The sequence below is a fragment of the Bradyrhizobium sp. CCGUVB23 genome, assembly GCF_024199885.1.
Lineage (GTDB): Bacteria > Pseudomonadota > Alphaproteobacteria > Rhizobiales > Xanthobacteraceae > Bradyrhizobium.
In genome coordinates, this window is sequence record NZ_JANADQ010000001.1 from 8,885,376 (window position 1) to 8,902,067 (window position 16,692).

The window sequence follows — 16,692 nt, forward strand, 5'->3', positions numbered from 1 at the left end:
CACATTTCCCCCGAATAAGCGTCAGCATCTCAGACATAGGCAGGGACAGAAATTCATGCGTTTTGATCGCATTGCGTTGATTTTTACCGCCGCGATTGCCACCGGTTCGCTCGCGGCGCCCGCGTTCGCCCAAAATCCCTATGACGGCAACTGGCAGGTCACCATCGTGACCAAGAGCGGCTCCTGCGAGCCGTCCGCAAGCTCCATGCTGACGGTTTCCGACGGCCGGATCACGGCGCCCGGTGCTAACGTTTCCGGCACCATCGGCCGCGAGGGTCTTGTGAAAGTTTCGATCAATGGTGCATATGCCAACGGTCAACTCAGCGGCAACGCCGGATCGGGAAAGTGGAATGGAGCATCAGCAGGCATACCGTGCAGCGGGCGGTGGGAAGCATCGCGCCAATAAGCCAACCGAGGCTCGGGTCATGAACCGGCGGCTGCTCGTTGCGGCCGCCGTTTTGTTTGCGGCCTCAGTCGCAAATTCGCAAAGCAAGGCGCAGTCCGGCCCGTTCTCGGCCCTCGCCGGCAGCTGGAGTGGCGGCGGCACCGTCATGCTCGACGACGGTTCGACCGAACGCATCCGTTGCCGCGCCAAATACGCCCCCGCAGGTCCCGCTATGGAAATGTCGCTGACCTGCGCCAGCGACGCCTACAAGTTCAACCTCTCCGCCAGTGTCCGCGCGGAAGGCAATGCCATCACGGGCAGCTGGAGCGAGGCCAGCCGCAACATCAGCGGCGTGATTTCGGGCCGCGGCGGCGGCGCGAACTTCGAGGTCGTCGCCCAGACCGCCGGCTTCAACGCCAGCATCGGGCTGCACACGAGCGGCACCAAGCAGACGGTCACGATGCGGGCCGACAGCCAGTTCCGTGGCGCCAACATCGCGCTGTCGCGCTAGCTTCGATCTGTTTCCGACAAGCGATCCGGCCACCCCGCCGGATCGTTTTTTTATGCCCTGGGCGCGACCTTCGTTTCCGCATCGCTCCGCAATGACATCTGGGCAGGCACCCCTGCCGCGCAGCCGTGCATCGCTGCATCCACAGATTTGGCCGTTGCAAACCCGCGCCTGGTCACCGATACCGGCCTGCCCTCTCACATCCCCTCTCCCTTCCGCGCCGATGAGCATCACCCCGTCCAAACCGATGGCTGCGCTGTGGATGGCCGGCTGGCTGTCACTGACGCTGGTCATGGCGGTCGCCGGACGCGAGGCCGCGCGCCAGATGAATGTCTTCCAACTCATGGAAGTGCGCTCGCTGATCGGTTTCGTCCTGCTCTATCCGATCATCTATCGCGCCGGCGGCTTTGCGACGCTCAAGACCGTTCGCCTGCCCCAGCACATCGTGCGCAACCTGATCCACTACGTCTCGCAGCTCGGCTGGTTCTTCGCGCTGACGCTGATCCCGATCGGCCAGGTGGTGGCGATCGAGTTCACAATGCCGATCTGGACCGCGATCCTGGCTGCAAGCTTCCTCTCCGAGCGCATGACGCCGTGGAAGATTGCCGCGATCATGCTTGGCCTCGTCGGAGTGATCATCATCGTCCGGCCCGCCACGGGCGAGATCAATCGCGGCCAGCTGATCGCACTCGGCGCCGCCATGGGTTTTGGCGTGTCGATGGTGCTGGTGAAGTCGCTGGCGCGCACCGAGAGCGCGTTATCGATCCTGTTCTGGATGATCGTCGTGCAGGCGGTCGCGGGCTTCTTTCCGGCGCTCTATGTCTGGGCGTGGCCGCCGACTTATCTCTGGGGTTGGGTGATCGTGGTCGCCATCTGCGGCACATTCGCGCATTACTGCCTCGCCAGCGCGATGCGCTACGCAGACGCCACCATCGTCGTGCCGATGGATTTCCTGCGGGTTCCACTGACGGCGACCGCTGGCTCGCTGCTGTATTCGGAACGGCTCGACGCATGGACGGTTTTTGGCGCCATGCTGATCCTGCTCGGCAATCTCCTGAACTTAAAGTCGACTGCACCGGTTCCCGCCCCGCGCGCGGTGAACCAATCCGGCGTCGCCTGCGACCAAGCAAAGTAGCAAAGCGTGATCTGGATCACGCTGAAGGGGCAGCCTCTCGGGGCACACTCGGCTATCGGCAAGGGTTAGGCGCTGTGGGTGCTGACGCGCGGCGTTTTCGTGTAAGTTGCGCCCATCTCGTTGCTGCTTCGAATTCGATTCTGTTGGGGATTTCAGATGCGCTACTTCACCATCCTCCTTTCCCTGATCTGCATGGCGTTGTCGGTCAGCGCCGCGAAGGCCGACCGTCGAGTCGCCTTCGTGGTCGGCAACGGCGCCTACAAGAACGTCGCGCAATTGCCGAATCCGCCGATCGACGCCAAGGCGATGGCGGCGACGCTGCGCAACGTCGGCTTCGAGGTGATCGAAGGGTCCAACCTCAGCCGTGACCAGATGACGGAGAAGCTGCTGGACTTCGGCCGCAAGGCGCAGGGCTCTGACGTCGCGGTGTTCTACTACGCCGGCCACGGCATCGCCGTCGGCGGCACCAACTACCTGCTGCCGGTCGATGCCGACATCAAATCGGAAATGGATGTCAAGTTAGGGGCCGCCATCAATATCGACCTGACGCTCGACCAGACCATGGGCGATGCCAAGGTCAAGCTGGTATTCCTCGATGCCTGCCGCGACAATCCGTTCGCTGCCAAGATCAAGTCCAACTCGGCGACCCGCAGCGTCAACGTCCAGACCGGCCTCGCCGAAATGAAGTCGGGCGAAGGCACGCTGATCGCGTTCGCGACCGGCCCCGGACAAACGGCGCTCGACGGCCAGGAAGGCAACAACAGCCCGTTTACCCGCGCGCTGATCGACAACATCACCAAGCCCGGGGTCGAGATCCAGCAGGCGATGACGTCGGTGCGCGCCCAGGTCAACGAGGAGACCCACAAGGGTCAGCTTCCCTGGGGCCACACCAACCTGATCGGCGCCGTCTATCTCAATCCGTCGCAGCAGGGCCAGCAGGTGGCCAACGCGGCGCCGACCGCGACTGGCGCAGCCCCGGCCGCCGCGAGCGGCAATACGGACGCGGCCAATGTCGAGCTCGAGTACTGGCGCTCGGTGAAGGAATCCAACAAGCCGGAAGAGCTCAACGCCTATCTCTCGGCCTATCCGAACGGCCAGTTCAAGGCGCTGGCGCTGGCGCGGATCGCGGCAATCAAGAGCGGTCCGTCGACGACGACGCGTACCCTCAATGCCGGCGTTGACCCCGCGACCTTCACTGATGAAGCCACGCAGCTCACCGAGGACCAAATCGGGCTCGACAAGGGCTCGCGCCGCGACGTGCAGCACCGCCTCACCGGGCTCGGTTTCGACACCAAGCTCACGGGCGTGTTCACCGACGAGACCCGCTCCGTGATCAAGCGCTGGCAGGCCGCCCGCGGCTATCCGGTGTCGGGCTATCTCAACAAGCTCCAGCACAAGGCCCTGCTGTCCGAGATCGTCGCGACAGCAGCGCCGACCGCCAGTAGCCAGCAGCCTCCTCGTCGCGCCCCCAGCAACACTGCCAGCGCGCCTGCGCCCGTCCAGCGCAGCGGCAGCGGCGATGCCGCCGGCGCAGCCTTCATCGGCGGTGTCATGGGCGGCGTGGTGGGCGGCATGTTGCGGCGGTAAGACGCAAGGCCAGATATCGAACGGAAAAGCCCGGCTCACCGCCGGGCTCTTTCGTGGCTAGTAGTCCTGGGTGAACCAGGGCACGAGAGCCCGGATGCGCGGCATCGCCTGCGTCGTAATGCTCGTTCGCGCCATCTCCGCGATGCGCGGCGCCAGGGACGAGAGATCGCCGTGGCGGGTGACCAGCAGCAGCTCACGAAAAAATCCAGGGCCCGGCAAGGGCAGAGCGCTGACTTGAGCTGCGTGAGCGAGCCCCTGCAGCAGGCACAGCGGCGTGGTGATCGCCACACCCATGCCGGTCGCAACCATCGCGACCAGACTGTCCGAGGTGTCGAACTCGAAGGCCCGTGGCGGGCGAATGCCGAGGCGGCTCAGATGGCGCTCGACCTGCGCACCGACATAGGAGCGTTCGCTATGCCGGACCAGACGATGCCGGGCGAGGATCTCGCGCAAATCCAGATCGGCAAATCCGGATTCCAGTCCGCGTGGGACCACCAGCAGATACGGCTCGCGGTAGAACGGAAAGCGCTCGACATCATAGAGGTCGTCCATGGCGTCGCATGTGATCGCCGCGTCGATCATGCGACGCACGAGCGCCTCCGCGTGAGAATGAGCAAGACCCGACCATGCAGACAGGCTCAGCGCAATCGACCCCGACATCAGCTCCTTGACGAGGTGCGCGCCGACGGTGCCGGCATAGGAGTCGACAAGGCCGAGCCGGAGATCAACACGCTCGGATTGTTCGGCCGCGGCCCTGAGCGTGCTGAGAAGCACGTCGAGGTCGCGGTTCAGATCGAGGACGCGGTCGGCAAGGATGCGCCCCGCCCGGGTCGGCGTCAGCGGCCTGCGGGTCCGGTTGAAGAAGGCGACACCGACGGCGGCTTCCGCACGCCGGACCGCCTGCGACACGGCCGACTGCGTCATCCCGAATTGGCGGGACGCTTCCAGCATGCTGCCGGAGTCCGCGACAGCGGCGACGATCTGGAGGCTTCGAAGGTCTGGAACGGGTGGGTGCATCGACACAACTTAAGCAAAAGTCATATGAAGATGCAAATTTCCTTCATTACATGAATTATCCTTGTAGAAGAGCCGCATCTGAAAGCAGAATTCAGGCGGTCCTAACAATTAAGCAGTCCCGATCGATGAGCGAGAAAGCGGATATTCTGGTGATCGGCCTCGGTGCCATGGGCAGCGCGGCGCTCTATCAACTGGCCAAGCGAGGCGTGAAGGCGGTCGGCCTCGATCGATTCGCCCCGCCCCACACGATGGGATCCAGCCACGGCGAAACGCGCATCACCCGGCAGGCGGTCGGCGAAGGCCGCGATTACGTGCCCCTGGTGCTGGATACCCACCGAATCTGGCGTGAGCTCGAAGCCGAGATGTCCGCCGAACTATTGAACCCATGCGGCCTCGTCGTCATGGCGCCCGGTGTCGGCGAGACGTCGCACCACGGCAAACCCGATTTCGTCGCACGCTCGATTGGAGCTGCGCGTGACTTCGGGATCGCGCATGAAGTGATCGACGGGCGAGAAGTGGCTCACCGCTTTCCGCAATTCCTGAACCTCGAGGGCAACGAGAAGGCCTATTACGAGCCCGGCGGGGGATATGTTTTTCCGGAGCGCTGCATCAAGGCGCAGTTGACGCGCGCCGAGCAACTCGGCGCAACGATACGCACCGGCGTCGAGGTTCTCTCGATCGTGCAGGGAGGCGCCTCCGTTCGGGTGGAAACGTCCTCAGGCGCCTTCGAGGCGGACCAGGTAGTGGTGTCGGCCGGCGGCTGGAATGTGCACCTGCTCGGCGCGCCGTTCGACCGCGTGCTCACCGTGAAGCGTCAGGTGCTGCATTGGTACGAGCTAGACGACACCAGCGCGTATCGCGCCAACGCCCCCGTCTTCATCTGGATGCATGGCGCGACCGACGTCGATTACCTCTACGGTTTCCCGCCTTTGCCCGGCGACCATCGCCTCAAGGTCGCGACCGAACAGTACGAGACCAGCACGACGGCCGACACCATCGACCGCACCGTCGATCCCAGGGAGTCGGCTGAGATGTACCGGAGGCACGTCGAGGGACGGCTCGCGGGCGCCACGCCGCGCGTCGCACTGGCAGCCGCCTGCTTCTACACGGTGACGCCCGATCGCGGCTTCATCATCGACCGACATCCCGACCAGGACAGGGTCTTCGTCATCTCGGCCTGCTCGGGTCATGGCTTCAAGCACTCGGCAGGGATCGGCAACGTCGCAGCCGCGATGGTGACCGACGGTCGAAGCGCGATCGACCTCAGCCCGTTCTCCGTCTCCCGATTTTCGTGAGATCTGGCACGAACTTTGTACCGCGAAAAACCGACGCGTGTCGTGATTGCAATTCTGGAGGTGTCATCCGATGAAGAAGCTGGTCCGTTCCACGATGGCAAGTGCCACGCTGCTGCTGATGCTCGGCAGCGCTCAGGCAGCTGACGGCGTCGATGCCATCAAGCAGCGCGGCACGTTGAATGTCGGCGTCAAGGCCGACTACAAGCCCTTCGGCTTCCGCGATCCCACCGGCAATGTAGTCGGCATCGAGCCGGATCTTGCCGCGGACATTGCCAAGCGCCTCGGCGTCAAGCTCGAGCTCGTTCCGGTCGCAGCCTCGAACAGGATCGAGTTTCTTCAGCAGGGAAAGGTTGACCTGCTGATCGCAACCATGTCGGACAGGCCGGAACGCCGCCGCGTCGTTCAAGCCATCGAACCACTGTATTATTCGGACTATGTGAACATCCTTCTCAACAAGAAGGCCGGCATCAAGGACTGGGCCGATCTCAAGGGAAAACCCGTCTGCGCCACGTCGGGAGCCTGGTACAACAAGGACGTCGCCAAATCCTACGGCCCCGAAATTGTTGCGTTTGACGGCTCGGAGAAGCCCTTGTTCGCCATGAAGCAGGGCAACTGCATCGGCTATGTCTACGATCAGACTTTCCTGCAAGGCAAACTCCTCGAGGACGAGTGGAAGACGGACTACGATCTCCCGCTCAAAGGCGTTCTGCCATCGCCATGGATGATCGCCGTCGCGCTCGAGAACACCAGTCTTCAGAAGATGCTCGAAGATGCGACAAAGGACTGGATGAAGACCGGCTTCATCGTGGCGACGGAAAAGAAGTGGGGCATTACACCGACCGAGTATTCGCTCTCGATGCACGAGCAATTCAAGGACAAATGAACGCATGAGACGGAGCGCCAGAACGGTCCTGCGCTCCGAACAGGTCGAACCAATGCACTGATACGAGGCATCGCCTCAACATCTCGGTGTCGCGCAACATGCAGGCAATCGGCGACTGGTTTCAGCGGCTCTACGAGACGACGGGGCTGAATTTCTCCGTGTTCTACGACGCCTATGATTGGGGCCGCTACTTCAGCGGCCTCAAGATGACGCTGCTTCTGAGTGTCACGACCATCCTGCTGAGCCTCATCATCGGTGCGTTTGGCGCCCTGATGCAGGGCAGTCCATCGATGTTGCTGCGGTTGCCCGTCAATGCTTTCGTCGTGGTGTTCCGCAACACGCCCCCGCTGGTCCAGCTCTTCTTTTTCTATTTCGGCCTCGGCACCATGCTTCCGGCCGTCGAGGCGGCGGGCATGCGCGTGCCGCTGCTCAGCAACGTGCAGTGGGCGATCATTTCGCTGTCGCTGTTCGCGGGCGCCTTCAACGTGGAAATCTTCCGCTCGGGCATCGAGGCGGTGCCGAGAACGACGCTGGAAGCCGCAGAGGCGCTCGGATACACGCGCCTCAAGGCCTACATCCATATCGTCCTTCCGCTGGCCATTCGTGTCTGCCTTCCGGCCCTGAACAACAACCTCGTCAACCTGCTCAAGACGACCACCCTCGCCTACGCGATCGCCGTTCCCGAGACGCTGTATGCGGTCAAGCAGATCTGGTCGGAATCGCAGAATGTGTTCGAGATGATGGTCGTCCTGCTGGCGACCTACGGCATCCTTGTCGGGATCCTCGTCTGGCTGATGCATCGCTGGGAGCAAGCGATGCACATCCCCGGATATGCGCGATGACGACCGCCGAGACCGGGCACAGGCTTGCCGTCCTTCGGCCGTATCGTCCCGCACCGGCCCAGATGTCCGTCCGGATCGGCCCGCTGCCCGCAGCGATCCTCTGTTTCTGCGTCATCATGGCCGCATCGACGGCGTGGGCGCAGACCGGACCGGCGATGCTGTCGCCGCTGCAAGTCATCGTGAAGTGGTCGCCGCTGCTGCTGCGCGGGTTCGCCTTCAACATCCTGATCTCCCTGCTGTCCATGCTGCTCGGCACCATCGCCGGGCTTGGCCTGGGTCTCGCCTTGTTGTCGGAGTCCCGGCTGCTCGCCGCCGTCAGTTGGCTCGTCACGCAATTCTTCCGCAACGCGCCCTGGCTGGTGCTGCTGTTCTTCGTGATGTTCCTGGTGCCCTTCCAGGTCACAATGTTCAAGACAACCATCCCTTTGCCGGACTGGATCAAGGCGACAGTCGGCTTCGCCCTGCCGGTCATGGCGAATGTCGCCGAGGTCGTGCGCGGCGCCGTCCGCTCCATTCCGTCGACGCAATGGGAGGCGGCGGAATCGCTCTCCTTCACGCGGCGCCAGACCATGTGGCTGATCATGCTGCCGCAATGCATCAAGCGGATGCTGCCGCCGTGGATGAACATCTATGCCATCGTCGCGATGTCGACGGTGCTGGCATCGATCGTCGGTGTTTCGGAAATGCTCACCCTGACGGCGCAGGTGCATGCCGCCGAAGGCGGCAGGCCGGAGCTGTTCGCACCGCTCTACGGTTTCGCGCTGCTGTGCTTCTTTCTCTACTGTTATCCGATCAACGTCTGGACCGCTCGTCTCGAGCGCCGGTTCCGCGTACGCTGAGGAAGCAGAGCATGGCCACGAGCTGGACTCCGGATCAGCCCATCGTTCAATGCGTCGACGTCAGGAAGTCGTTCGGCGCCCTCGAGGTCCTGAAAGGCATCAGCCTTTCGGTCAGGAAGGGCGAGGTGATCTGCATCATCGGCCCGTCCGGATCGGGGAAATCCACGCTGATCCGCTGCATCAATGCGCTCCAGCCGATCACGTCCGGCAGCATTCAGATCGAGGGCATCGAGGTGTCCGATCCCAGGCTCGACAAGCTGGCGCTGCGCCGCAAGGTCGGGATGGTGTTTCAGCAGTACAACCTCTTCCCGCACAAGACCGCGCTTCAGAACGTGATGATGGCGCCGATCCATGTGCTCGGCCAGAAGCTCGCCGAGGTCGAAGCGCGCGCCCGCGCGCTGCTCGCCAAGGTGCGGCTCGCGGGCAAGGAGGACACCTATCCCGGCGAACTCTCTGGCGGACAGCAGCAGCGCGTGGCCATCGCCCGTTCGCTGGCGATGCGGCCGGACATCATGTTGTTCGACGAAGTGACCGCGGCCCTCGATCCGGAAACGGTCAAGGAGGTCCTGGTGACCATCAGGGAGCTCGCCGAGGATGGGATGACATGCATCCTCGTCACCCACGAAATGAACTTCGCCCGCGAGGTCGCCGATCACGTCTACTTCACCGATCGCGGTGTGATCGTCGAGCACGGGCCGCCGGAAACATTGTTTACGGCGGCCAAGGACGAGCGAACGCAGCGGTTCCTGTCGCAGGTTCTCTGAGTTCGACAGTGGGCCGGCTTTCGGCGCCCCGATCCGGCAGCTGGCGCCTACTTCCCCGCCGCCTTGCGCAGCGCCTCGTTGATGCGGTCCTGCCAGCCGGGGCCGCCTTGCTGAAAAAACTCCAGCACGTCCTGATCGATCCGCAGCGTGACCTGCTCCTTGATGCCAGGCGCCACGTTCTTCTTCGGCGGGGCCTCGGCGACCTTGGCGGTCACCTTCTTGAACGCGGCTTCGGCCTCCGTCCTGGCATCGCCCAGGGTGCGCGGCCGCCTCGGTTGATCCGCCATGTGCTAGATTCCCTCAAACAGAGCCGTGGAAAGATACCGCTCGGAGAAAGACGGCACTATGGCCAGGATGGTCTTTCCCGCAGCTTCCGGCCGCTTGCCGATCCGGAGCGCGGCAGCGATCGCTGCGCCCGAGGAGATGCCGCCGGGGATGCCCTCATGCCGCGCCAGTGCACGCGAGGTTTCTATCGCGGTCCTCGAGTTGACCTTCACGATCTCGTCGATCACCGAGCGATCGAGAATGTCGGGAATGAAGCCCGCGCCGATGCCCTGGATCTTGTGGGGGGTGTGCTGACCGCCTGAAAGCACCGGGCTCTCCTCCGGCTCGACCGCCACGATCCGCAAGGACGGCTTGCGGGGCTTGAGCACCTGGCCGACGCCCGTGATGGTCCCGCCGGTCCCGACGCCGGCGACGAAGAAATCGACATTACCGCCGGTGTCATTCCAGATCTCCTCCGCGGTCGTGCGGCGGTGCACCTCGGGATTGGCGAGGTTCTTGAACTGTTGCGGCATCACCGAGTTCGGCGTCGTCTTCAACAGTTCCTCGGCGGTTGCGATCGCGCCCTTCATGCCCTGTGCCGCCGGCGTCAGTACGATTTCGGCGCCGAGGAAGGCCAGCATCTTGCGCCGCTCGATCGACATGGATTCCGGCATCACCAGCTTCAGACGATAGCCGCGCGAGGCGGCAACGAAGGCGAGCGCGATACCGGTATTGCCGGAGGTCGGCTCGATCAGCACTGTATCCGGCTTGATGATGCCGGCCTTTTCCATTGCGATGATCATGGCCGCGCCGATGCGGTCCTTCACGCTGGCGGCCGGATTGAAATATTCCAGCTTAGCGAGAATGGTCGCGTTCACCCCTTGCAGGCCCGGCAACCGGCGCAGCCGCACGGTCGGCGTGTCGCCGAAAGCATCGACGATCGAGTCATAAACCCGGCCGCGGCCGGCTGAGTGCACTGCACCCGTGGTGGACGATGCGTCCATGATGAACTCCCTATGACAACAATGTTCGCTTTGTCAGCGATCTTGTTCAGTTAGAGACAGCGTGCGACGACACGCAAGCAACAATGAGATGCACTGCAATTCGCTGCACCGCAAAATCGCTCGAAGATTAAATATCAGAAAACCAACGCATTTGTGTTGCGACCTCGTCAACGAACTCTGCTTATGTTAGACTAACGTCCAACAGCAGGGAGGTCTCATGATGTCAGCAGTTGCTGAAGTCCTGTCGACCGTTGCGCGTAATCGCGATCCACGTTGCAGCGACTTGCCCACCTGTCCCGTCTGCGCCGACTCCATGGTCGCCGCCGAAGCCTCCGCCTATGTCTCGGACCAATTGATCAGCTATCTCTGGACCTGCGACACCTGTGGCTATGGCTTCGTGACCAAGCATTCGGTCAAACCGTACACTTGCAATTGAGTTCTTTTGTTTGAGCATGATCTCCGCGACAACGCCTTGCGTTTGTCGCGGGGGAGACCGCTCCACACTTTCCGCCAACGTGGCCCTTCGGGTCCGGACCATGCTCTAGCGTGGGGCGATGTCGCCCCTTGCCCAATCTTCGCGCGTACGCTGATAGAATTCTTCGAACTTGCCGTGTGCGATCGCGTCCCTGATGCCCTGCATCAGCGACTGATAGTAGGCGATATTGATATCTGACAGCAGCATGGCGCCGAGCGTCTCGCCGGACTTGACGAGATGGTGAAGATAGGCGCGCGCGTAGTTGCGCGCCGACGGCCATGCGCTCTCCTCATCGAGTGGCCGCGGATCGTCGGCGTGGCGCGCGTTGCGCAGGTTCACCTGGCCGAAGCGCGTGAAGGCGACGCCGTGGCGGCCATTGCGCGTCGGCATCACGCAATCGAACATGTCGATGCCGCGCTTCACGGCTTCGAGAAGGTCATCTGGCGTGCCGACGCCCATCAGATAACGCGGCCGTTCCGACGGCAACGCCGGCGCTGTCTCGTCGATCATCGCCAGCATCACATCCTGCGGCTCACCGACCGCGAGCCCGCCGATCGCGTAGCCGTGAAAGCCGATCTCGACCAGCCCCTGCGCGTTCGCATGCCGCAGCGACGGAATGTCGCCGCCCTGCACGATGCCGAACAGCATGTAGCCTTCGGGCGCGCTTTCGAAGGCGCGCTTGCTCCGCTCCGCCCAGCGCAACGACAAGCGCATCGCGCGCTCGATGTCGTCACGCTCGGCCGGCAGCCGCACGCATTCATCCATCTGCATGGCGATGTCGGAGCCGAGATAGCGCTGCACCTCGATCGAACGCTCGGGCGACAATTCGACCTTGGCGCCGTCGATATGCGAGCGGAAGGTGACCGCCTTCTCACTGACCTTGCGCAAATCCGACAGCGACATGACCTGGAAGCCGCCGGAATCCGTCAGCATCGGGCCGTTCCAGCCGGTGAACTTCTGCAAGCCGCCGAGTACCGCGATGCGTTCCGCGCCCGGACGCAGCATCAAATGGTAGGTGTTGCCGAGCACGATGTCGGCGCCGGCCTCGCGCACCTCGCGCCAATGCATGCCCTTCATGGCGCCCGCGGTGCCGACCGGCATGAAGGCGGGCGTGCGCACGACGCCATGGGGCGTGGTCAGGCGGCCGGTGCGCGCAGTGCCATCGGTTGCGAGCAGTTCGAAATGATTGGGAAGACTCATGGCGCTGCTTATTACGTGCCGGCGGGAGCCAATCAACCGCCCAATGCGCAGGGCCATGCCCCAGGTCCGACACAATGGAGCCCTGCGACGGCCCCAGCCTTCCACTTGTTAAATAAAACGATACCGTATAGTTTTAGCATCAAGGGCTGGATGGGAATGCCGCGGGCGATGACGCCGGCGGCGCGTGCGTGTGTGGTGACTGACGGCGAATGCCTCCCCCTTCATTTTTGACCGGATCGATCCCGTTCAACGGCGGGACCGGCAGAGCGGGCATGCGCCTGCTCCGCCGGGCCTCGCTGCTCTGCGGCCTGGCGCTGGCCGGGTGCACGACCCTGCCGCGGACGCCCTATACGGCGGCCGATGCAAGCAGCTCGCGCGTGCTCGATATTGACGGCCTGCGCCGCTACACCGACGAGCCCATCGGCAAATTCCGCGCCGGCAAGGACGACACCGCAGCGACCACGACCTATCTGGCGCTGTCCGGCGGCGGCGCCGACGGCGCCTATGGCGTCGGCGTGCTGAACGGCTGGAGCGCGGCGGGCACGCGCCCCGCCTTCTCGGTCGTCTCGGGCGTCAGCACCGGCGGGCTCATTGCGCCGTTCGCGTTCCTTGGACCGCAATACGACGACACGCTCAGGGAGCTCTACACCAGCGGTATTGCGGAGAGCCTGCTGAGCGATCCCAGCATCATGCGCGTGCTGTTCGGATCCGGCCTGTTCGGCAACACGCGGCTGCGCGAGCTCGTCGCCCGCTATGTCGGGCCGGAGATTTTGGCCCAGGTCGCGCGCGAGCATGCCAAGGGCCGCAAGCTGCTCGTCGTGACCACCGACCTCGACACGCAGCGCACCGCCGTCTGGGACATGGGAAAAATCGCCGCACTCGGCACGCCCGAGGCGCTCAAGCTGTTTCGCGACGTGATGGCGGCCTCCGCCAGCATTCCACTGGTGTTTCCGCCGATCCTGATCGAGGCCGAAGGCCAGGGCCGACGCTTTCAGGAGATGCATGTCGACGGCGGCGTCACCGCGCCGGTCCTGACGCTGCCGGAAGACCTGCTGTTCCACGGGCGTCTGCCCGGCAACAGCCGGGTGAACATCTACATCCTAGTCAACAAGAAGATCGAGCGCACCTTCGAGCTCGTGCCCAACGGCACGATCGAGGTCGCCTCGCGCAGTCTGTCCTCGATCACCCAGTCGCAGACGCGCTCGGTGATCTTCTCGACCTACGATTTCGCGCGCCGCAATCACCTCGGCTTTCACCTGTCCTATATCGAGCGCGATTATCCGTCGCCGCCCTCGCAAGGGTTCGACACAGCCTATATGCGCGCGCTCTATCAGTATGGGTACGAGAAGGCGGCTGCCGGCCGCGCCTGGAGCTCGACGCTTCCCTAAGGCCGCGGAAGCCCCGGCGGAACGGCGCGTTGCCGAGACGGTTGATGATGCGGCCGATTCGGCCAGATTCGCGGTGACGCCCCTCTTGCTGCGCGTTATAGAGCGATGACGACGATCACGACCGCGCAGGAATCATTGGGCATGGGATTGACTGCGATCAAGACGAGAGCGGCGAAACGGGAAGTCCCGAAATCGCGCGGCGGCCGGCCGACCAAGAGCGCCGCCATCGAGCGCGACCAGCGGCTGATCGAGGTCGCGACGCGCCTGTTCCTCGATCGCGGCTATGACGCGACCTCGCTCGATGCCGTGGCCGAAGCGGCCCGGGTCAGCAAGCCCACAGTGTACGCGCGCTATGGTGACAAGCGCGGTTTGTTTGCCGAGGTCCTGAGGCGCGAGATCGCGCGCTGGCTGGCGCCGCTTGCCGAGGCTGCGGAAGTGCAGCTTACGCGCCCCTCGGACATTTCGGTCGAGCAGCGCCTGGTCGAGGTCGGGCGCGAGATGCTGATGTTCACCTGCGGTCCCGACGCCGTCGCCTTCAGCCGCATGATGACGTCACAAGCCATCAACTTTCCCGACATCGCCAAGCTGGGGAAAGAGGAAGGCTGGATGAAGGCCGTCTCCACGACGGCGCGGTTCTTCGATCATCTGGTCGCGCAAGGAGCGATGGACCTCGAGGATACCGGCATCGCGGCCGAGGTCTTTCTCGACGTGGTCGTCGGCCATACCCACCGGATGGCGACGTTCGGCACGCCGCTTGAGATGAAGACGGCCGAAAAGCGCATGCGCTCGGCAATCCGGCTGTTTTTGGCCGGTGCGCTCGGCCCCCCGGGCCGCGTCCAGGCCGCGTCCAAAGGCGCGGTTCGGCGCCGCCCGTCCCGCTGACAGATTCGTGACCGGTTATCCCCGCCGTGCGGCCAATTGCGCCTTGCTCGAAATAAAACGATACGGTATGGTTTAGTTATAAGCAAGGTTCGGGCTGATGCCTTCCTAGCCCCTGGCAGGCCCGCACCGTTCTTAAGACTTTGATCGCTGCAATATCCTACGCTGTTGCAACGCTCCGCGGCCGGCCAGTTGCCCCCGGTCGGCCGCGCCCTTTCCTGCACCTCCGCACGGGGTGAAGACGATGACGGCACCGATGCGCGCTCCGAAACGCTGGAAATCACTGCTCGTGCTCGCCCTGTTGGCGGTCCTGCTCCCTGCCCCGGTCTATGCGACCACGGCATCGATCGACGCGCGGGCCTCGCTTCGGAGCGAGGCCGACGACGGCGCCGTCCTGGATCAGCGGGCGGTCGAGCGCGAGCTCGCGCGGTTCCGCGGCTCCGCGATCTCGCTGAGGCAGGCGATGGCGATCGCCGAGGCACAGCATGCAGGCTCGACGACGGCCGACGTCAGTTTCGACGGCGCCGCCGCCTCGCCGGTCTACCGCGTGAAGACGCTGCATAATGACCGCGTCTGGCAACACGCGATCGACGCCACAACCGGCAAGATCGTCGGCGGCGCCGCCGCCTCACCGCTCGACGAGTTCGACGCCGATGACCGCAGCAACCTCGCCACCCTCAAGACCATCCAGCACCGGCTGGCCGACGCCGTGCGCGTGGCCGAGCACGCGGCCTCGGGCAAGGCGATCAGCGGCGGCATGGTCCGCGAGGGCGGCCGGCTGAATTTTGCGATCGTCGTCATGAGCGGCAACGACCTCAAGGAGGTCATCCTCGAGCCGCCCGGCGCCGCGAGCCGGCGGTAATACCAGGCGCCCGCTCCGTTACAGCCGGATCTGCCTGAAAAGCCGTTGACGGCGGCAAAACTCTCCCGCATAAGTCGCCGCCATGATGACCGCGACGAAACGCACGACGAAAACCACCACGGCCTTCGGGGCCCGGGGAGGCGTGCGCGCGTAGTCGTCGACTTTACGCATCAGCTCAACCGAAGCCCCGCCCTCGTGGTCCGGGGCTTTTTTTATGCCTGCAAAGCATGATCCGGAAAAGTGGACTCCGGTTTTCCGACAAGATCATGCTCAACTGAAATGGAGGAGAATGTGAGTAACGATCCCGTCGTCGCGATTGTCGGCGTCACCGGTGCGGTGGGCGCCGAATTCATCGCCACCATGGACAAGCGTGGTTTCCGCGTCGGCAAGCTGAAGGCGCTGGCCAGCGCCCGCTCCGCCGGCAAGACGGTGTCGTTCCGCGGCCAGCCGGTCGTGATCGAGGAGCTGGGCGAGCGCTCCTTCGACGGCGTCGACATCGCGCTGTTCTCCGCCGGCGGCAGCATCTCGAAGAAGTACGCGCCGATCGCGGTGAAGTCCGGCGCCGTTGTCGTCGACAACTCCTCCGCCTTCCGCATGGATCCGAACGTGCCGCTGGTGATCCCCGAGATCAACGCGAACCGCATCCGCGACCACAAGGGCATTATCGCCAACCCGAACTGCGCCGCGATCACCGCGCTCGTGCCGCTGTGGCCGATCCACCAGAAGAACCGTATCAAGCGGCTGATCATTTCGACCTATCAGGCCGCCAGCGGCGCTGGTGCTGCTGCGATGGAAGAACTCGTCGAATCCACCCGCGCCAATCTCAACGGGCAGGTCTATACGCCCAGGGTGATGCCGCACCCCTACGCCTTCAATCTCTTCAACCACAACACGGCTGTCGATCCCGAGACCGGCTACAACGACGAGGAGACCAAGGTCATCAAGGAGACCCGCAAGATCTTCGAGGACGAGAAGATCGCCATCGGCGTCACCTGCGTCCGCGTGCCGGTGCTGCGCGCCCATTGCGAGGCCATCACCTTCGAATGCGAGAAGCCGATCACCGAGGACCAGGTCCGCGCGATCATGGCCCAGGCGCCCGGCGTTAAGGTCGTGGACGACCGCGCCAAGAACTACTTCCCGATGCCGATCGACGCCTCGGGCCAGGACGACGTCCTCGTCGGCCGCATCCGCAAGGACCTCAGCGATCCCTCGGGCCATTCGATCTCGATGTTCGTGGCGGCGGATCAGTTGCTAAAGGGCGCGGCGCTCAACGCCGTGCAGATCGCCGAGCTGTTGCCGCAGCGCGTGATGGCGTAGCTTGTCGATTACTCTCGTGCCCCGGACGCAGCGCAGCACAAAGTGATG

Annotated in this window: 19 protein-coding genes; 14 read left to right on the top strand and 5 right to left on the bottom strand. The window is 63.9% G+C overall.

Annotation, left to right across the window (positions count from 1 at the left end):
* Nucleotides 1-55: 55 nt before the first annotated feature.
* The 4 genes from NLN62_RS41605 (at nt 56) to NLN62_RS41620 (ending at nt 3,615) form a co-directional block, all read left to right on the top strand.
* Complete coding sequence (locus NLN62_RS41605) at nt 56-406, top strand: hypothetical protein (protein WP_027526940.1); 351 nt, start codon at nt 56-58, stop codon at nt 404-406.
* Nucleotides 351-896, top strand: a complete 546-nt coding sequence (locus NLN62_RS41610) for a hypothetical protein (protein WP_027526939.1) — start codon at nt 351-353, stop codon at nt 894-896. Before NLN62_RS41605 ends, NLN62_RS41610 begins: the two co-directional genes overlap by 56 nt.
* Nucleotides 897-1,116: 220 nt before the next feature.
* A complete protein-coding gene (locus NLN62_RS41615; protein WP_254112483.1) occupies nt 1,117-2,028 on the top strand; it encodes a DMT family transporter in 912 nt (303 codons plus the stop codon).
* Nucleotides 2,029-2,184: 156 nt separating this feature from the next.
* A complete protein-coding gene (locus tag NLN62_RS41620) occupies nt 2,185-3,615 on the top strand; it encodes a caspase family protein (protein ID WP_027526938.1) in 1,431 nt (476 codons plus the stop codon).
* 57 nt (nt 3,616-3,672) lie between these two features.
* Here NLN62_RS41620 and NLN62_RS41625 read toward each other — a convergent pair whose 3' ends face one another.
* Complete coding sequence (locus tag NLN62_RS41625; RefSeq protein WP_256576059.1) at nt 3,673-4,632, bottom strand: LysR family transcriptional regulator; 960 nt, start codon at nt 4,630-4,632, stop codon at nt 3,673-3,675.
* Between the two features lie 125 nt (nt 4,633-4,757).
* Here NLN62_RS41625 and solA point away from each other — a divergent pair, with 125 nt between their 5' ends.
* The 5 genes from solA to NLN62_RS41650 all read left to right on the top strand — a co-directional run bounded on the left by solA (nt 4,758) and on the right by NLN62_RS41650 (nt 9,255).
* Nucleotides 4,758-5,927 (top strand): N-methyl-L-tryptophan oxidase, encoded by a 1,170-nt coding sequence (gene solA, locus NLN62_RS41630; protein ID WP_254112485.1) that lies wholly within the window; start codon nt 4,758-4,760, stop codon nt 5,925-5,927.
* A gap of 70 nt (nt 5,928-5,997) precedes the next feature.
* Entirely contained in the window at nt 5,998-6,810 is an 813-nt protein-coding gene (locus tag NLN62_RS41635) for a transporter substrate-binding domain-containing protein (RefSeq protein WP_254112486.1), read from the top strand.
* A 98-nt stretch (nt 6,811-6,908) separates the two neighbouring features.
* On the top strand, nt 6,909-7,652 hold the full coding sequence (locus NLN62_RS41640; RefSeq protein ID WP_254112487.1) for an amino acid ABC transporter permease: 744 nt from the start codon (nt 6,909-6,911) through the stop codon (nt 7,650-7,652).
* A gap of 62 nt (nt 7,653-7,714) precedes the next feature.
* Nucleotides 7,715-8,491 carry an amino acid ABC transporter permease gene (locus NLN62_RS41645; RefSeq protein WP_371933147.1) on the top strand — a complete coding sequence of 259 codons (777 nt, stop codon included), beginning with the start codon at nt 7,715-7,717 and terminating at the stop codon, nt 8,489-8,491.
* Nucleotides 8,492-8,502: 11 nt separating this feature from the next.
* Complete coding sequence (locus tag NLN62_RS41650; protein ID WP_254112489.1) at nt 8,503-9,255, top strand: amino acid ABC transporter ATP-binding protein; 753 nt, start codon at nt 8,503-8,505, stop codon at nt 9,253-9,255.
* Nucleotides 9,256-9,302: 47 nt separating this feature from the next.
* Here NLN62_RS41650 and NLN62_RS41655 read toward each other — a convergent pair whose 3' ends face one another.
* Together NLN62_RS41655 and cysK are read right to left on the bottom strand one after the other, a co-directional pair.
* Nucleotides 9,303-9,542, bottom strand: a complete 240-nt coding sequence (locus tag NLN62_RS41655) for a BrnA antitoxin family protein (protein ID WP_027526931.1) — start codon at nt 9,540-9,542, stop codon at nt 9,303-9,305.
* A gap of 3 nt (nt 9,543-9,545) precedes the next feature.
* The gene (cysK, locus tag NLN62_RS41660) at nt 9,546-10,523 is read right to left on the bottom strand and encodes a cysteine synthase A (RefSeq protein WP_254112490.1); all 978 of its coding nucleotides are present in this window, start codon (nt 10,521-10,523) and stop codon (nt 9,546-9,548) included.
* Nucleotides 10,524-10,743: 220 nt separating this feature from the next.
* Between cysK and NLN62_RS41665 the strand changes: the two genes are divergently transcribed.
* Complete coding sequence (locus NLN62_RS41665; RefSeq protein ID WP_254112491.1) at nt 10,744-10,959, top strand: hypothetical protein; 216 nt, start codon at nt 10,744-10,746, stop codon at nt 10,957-10,959.
* 105 nt (nt 10,960-11,064) lie between these two features.
* Here the strand turns inward: NLN62_RS41665 and tgt are convergent, their stop codons facing one another.
* Entirely contained in the window at nt 11,065-12,198 is a 1,134-nt protein-coding gene (tgt, locus tag NLN62_RS41670; protein WP_254112492.1) for a tRNA guanosine(34) transglycosylase Tgt, read from the bottom strand.
* Between the two features lie 272 nt (nt 12,199-12,470).
* Between tgt and NLN62_RS41675 the strand changes: the two genes are divergently transcribed.
* The 3 genes from NLN62_RS41675 (at nt 12,471) to NLN62_RS41685 (ending at nt 15,327) form a co-directional block, all read left to right on the top strand.
* The gene (locus tag NLN62_RS41675) at nt 12,471-13,586 is read left to right on the top strand and encodes a patatin-like phospholipase family protein (RefSeq protein WP_254112493.1); all 1,116 of its coding nucleotides are present in this window, start codon (nt 12,471-12,473) and stop codon (nt 13,584-13,586) included.
* A 141-nt stretch (nt 13,587-13,727) separates the two neighbouring features.
* Nucleotides 13,728-14,468, top strand: a complete 741-nt coding sequence (locus NLN62_RS41680) for a TetR/AcrR family transcriptional regulator (RefSeq protein WP_027526926.1) — start codon at nt 13,728-13,730, stop codon at nt 14,466-14,468.
* A 241-nt stretch (nt 14,469-14,709) separates the two neighbouring features.
* Complete coding sequence (locus tag NLN62_RS41685; protein WP_254112494.1) at nt 14,710-15,327, top strand: PepSY domain-containing protein; 618 nt, start codon at nt 14,710-14,712, stop codon at nt 15,325-15,327.
* Between the two features lie 18 nt (nt 15,328-15,345).
* Here the strand turns inward: NLN62_RS41685 and NLN62_RS41690 are convergent, their stop codons facing one another.
* The gene (locus tag NLN62_RS41690) at nt 15,346-15,498 is read right to left on the bottom strand and encodes a hypothetical protein (protein WP_198031898.1); all 153 of its coding nucleotides are present in this window, start codon (nt 15,496-15,498) and stop codon (nt 15,346-15,348) included.
* Nucleotides 15,499-15,606: 108 nt separating this feature from the next.
* Between NLN62_RS41690 and NLN62_RS41695 the strand changes: the two genes are divergently transcribed.
* The gene (locus NLN62_RS41695) at nt 15,607-16,644 is read left to right on the top strand and encodes an aspartate-semialdehyde dehydrogenase (protein WP_027526924.1); all 1,038 of its coding nucleotides are present in this window, start codon (nt 15,607-15,609) and stop codon (nt 16,642-16,644) included.
* Nucleotides 16,645-16,692: the final 48 nt, after the last annotated feature.

Bases quoted from the DNA above. Each gene is read 5' to 3' on its own strand.
- NLN62_RS41635 (WP_254112486.1), top strand. From the start codon at position 5,998: ATGAAGAAGCTGGTCCGTTCCACGATGGCAAGTGCCACGCTGCTGCTG.
- cysK (WP_254112490.1), bottom strand. From the start codon at position 10,523: ATGGACGCATCGTCCACCACGGGTGCAGTGCACTCAGCCGGCCGCGGC.
- NLN62_RS41640 (WP_254112487.1), top strand. From the start codon at position 6,909: ATGCAGGCAATCGGCGACTGGTTTCAGCGGCTCTACGAGACGACGGGG.
- NLN62_RS41620 (WP_027526938.1), top strand. From the start codon at position 2,185: ATGCGCTACTTCACCATCCTCCTTTCCCTGATCTGCATGGCGTTGTCG.
- NLN62_RS41655 (WP_027526931.1), bottom strand. From the start codon at position 9,542: ATGGCGGATCAACCGAGGCGGCCGCGCACCCTGGGCGATGCCAGGACG.
- NLN62_RS41675 (WP_254112493.1), top strand. From the start codon at position 12,471: ATGCGCCTGCTCCGCCGGGCCTCGCTGCTCTGCGGCCTGGCGCTGGCC.
- NLN62_RS41695 (WP_027526924.1), top strand. From the start codon at position 15,607: ATGGAGGAGAATGTGAGTAACGATCCCGTCGTCGCGATTGTCGGCGTC.
- NLN62_RS41680 (WP_027526926.1), top strand. From the start codon at position 13,728: ATGGGATTGACTGCGATCAAGACGAGAGCGGCGAAACGGGAAGTCCCG.
- NLN62_RS41645 (WP_371933147.1), top strand. From the start codon at position 7,715: ATGTCCGTCCGGATCGGCCCGCTGCCCGCAGCGATCCTCTGTTTCTGC.
- NLN62_RS41615 (WP_254112483.1), top strand. From the start codon at position 1,117: ATGAGCATCACCCCGTCCAAACCGATGGCTGCGCTGTGGATGGCCGGC.
- tgt (WP_254112492.1), bottom strand. From the start codon at position 12,198: ATGAGTCTTCCCAATCATTTCGAACTGCTCGCAACCGATGGCACTGCG.
- NLN62_RS41650 (WP_254112489.1), top strand. From the start codon at position 8,503: ATGGCCACGAGCTGGACTCCGGATCAGCCCATCGTTCAATGCGTCGAC.
- NLN62_RS41685 (WP_254112494.1), top strand. From the start codon at position 14,710: ATGACGGCACCGATGCGCGCTCCGAAACGCTGGAAATCACTGCTCGTG.
- NLN62_RS41605 (WP_027526940.1), top strand. From the start codon at position 56: ATGCGTTTTGATCGCATTGCGTTGATTTTTACCGCCGCGATTGCCACC.
- NLN62_RS41690 (WP_198031898.1), bottom strand. From the start codon at position 15,498: ATGCGTAAAGTCGACGACTACGCGCGCACGCCTCCCCGGGCCCCGAAG.
- NLN62_RS41625 (WP_256576059.1), bottom strand. From the start codon at position 4,632: ATGCACCCACCCGTTCCAGACCTTCGAAGCCTCCAGATCGTCGCCGCT.
- NLN62_RS41665 (WP_254112491.1), top strand. From the start codon at position 10,744: ATGTCAGCAGTTGCTGAAGTCCTGTCGACCGTTGCGCGTAATCGCGAT.
- solA (WP_254112485.1), top strand. From the start codon at position 4,758: ATGAGCGAGAAAGCGGATATTCTGGTGATCGGCCTCGGTGCCATGGGC.
- NLN62_RS41610 (WP_027526939.1), top strand. From the start codon at position 351: ATGGAGCATCAGCAGGCATACCGTGCAGCGGGCGGTGGGAAGCATCGC.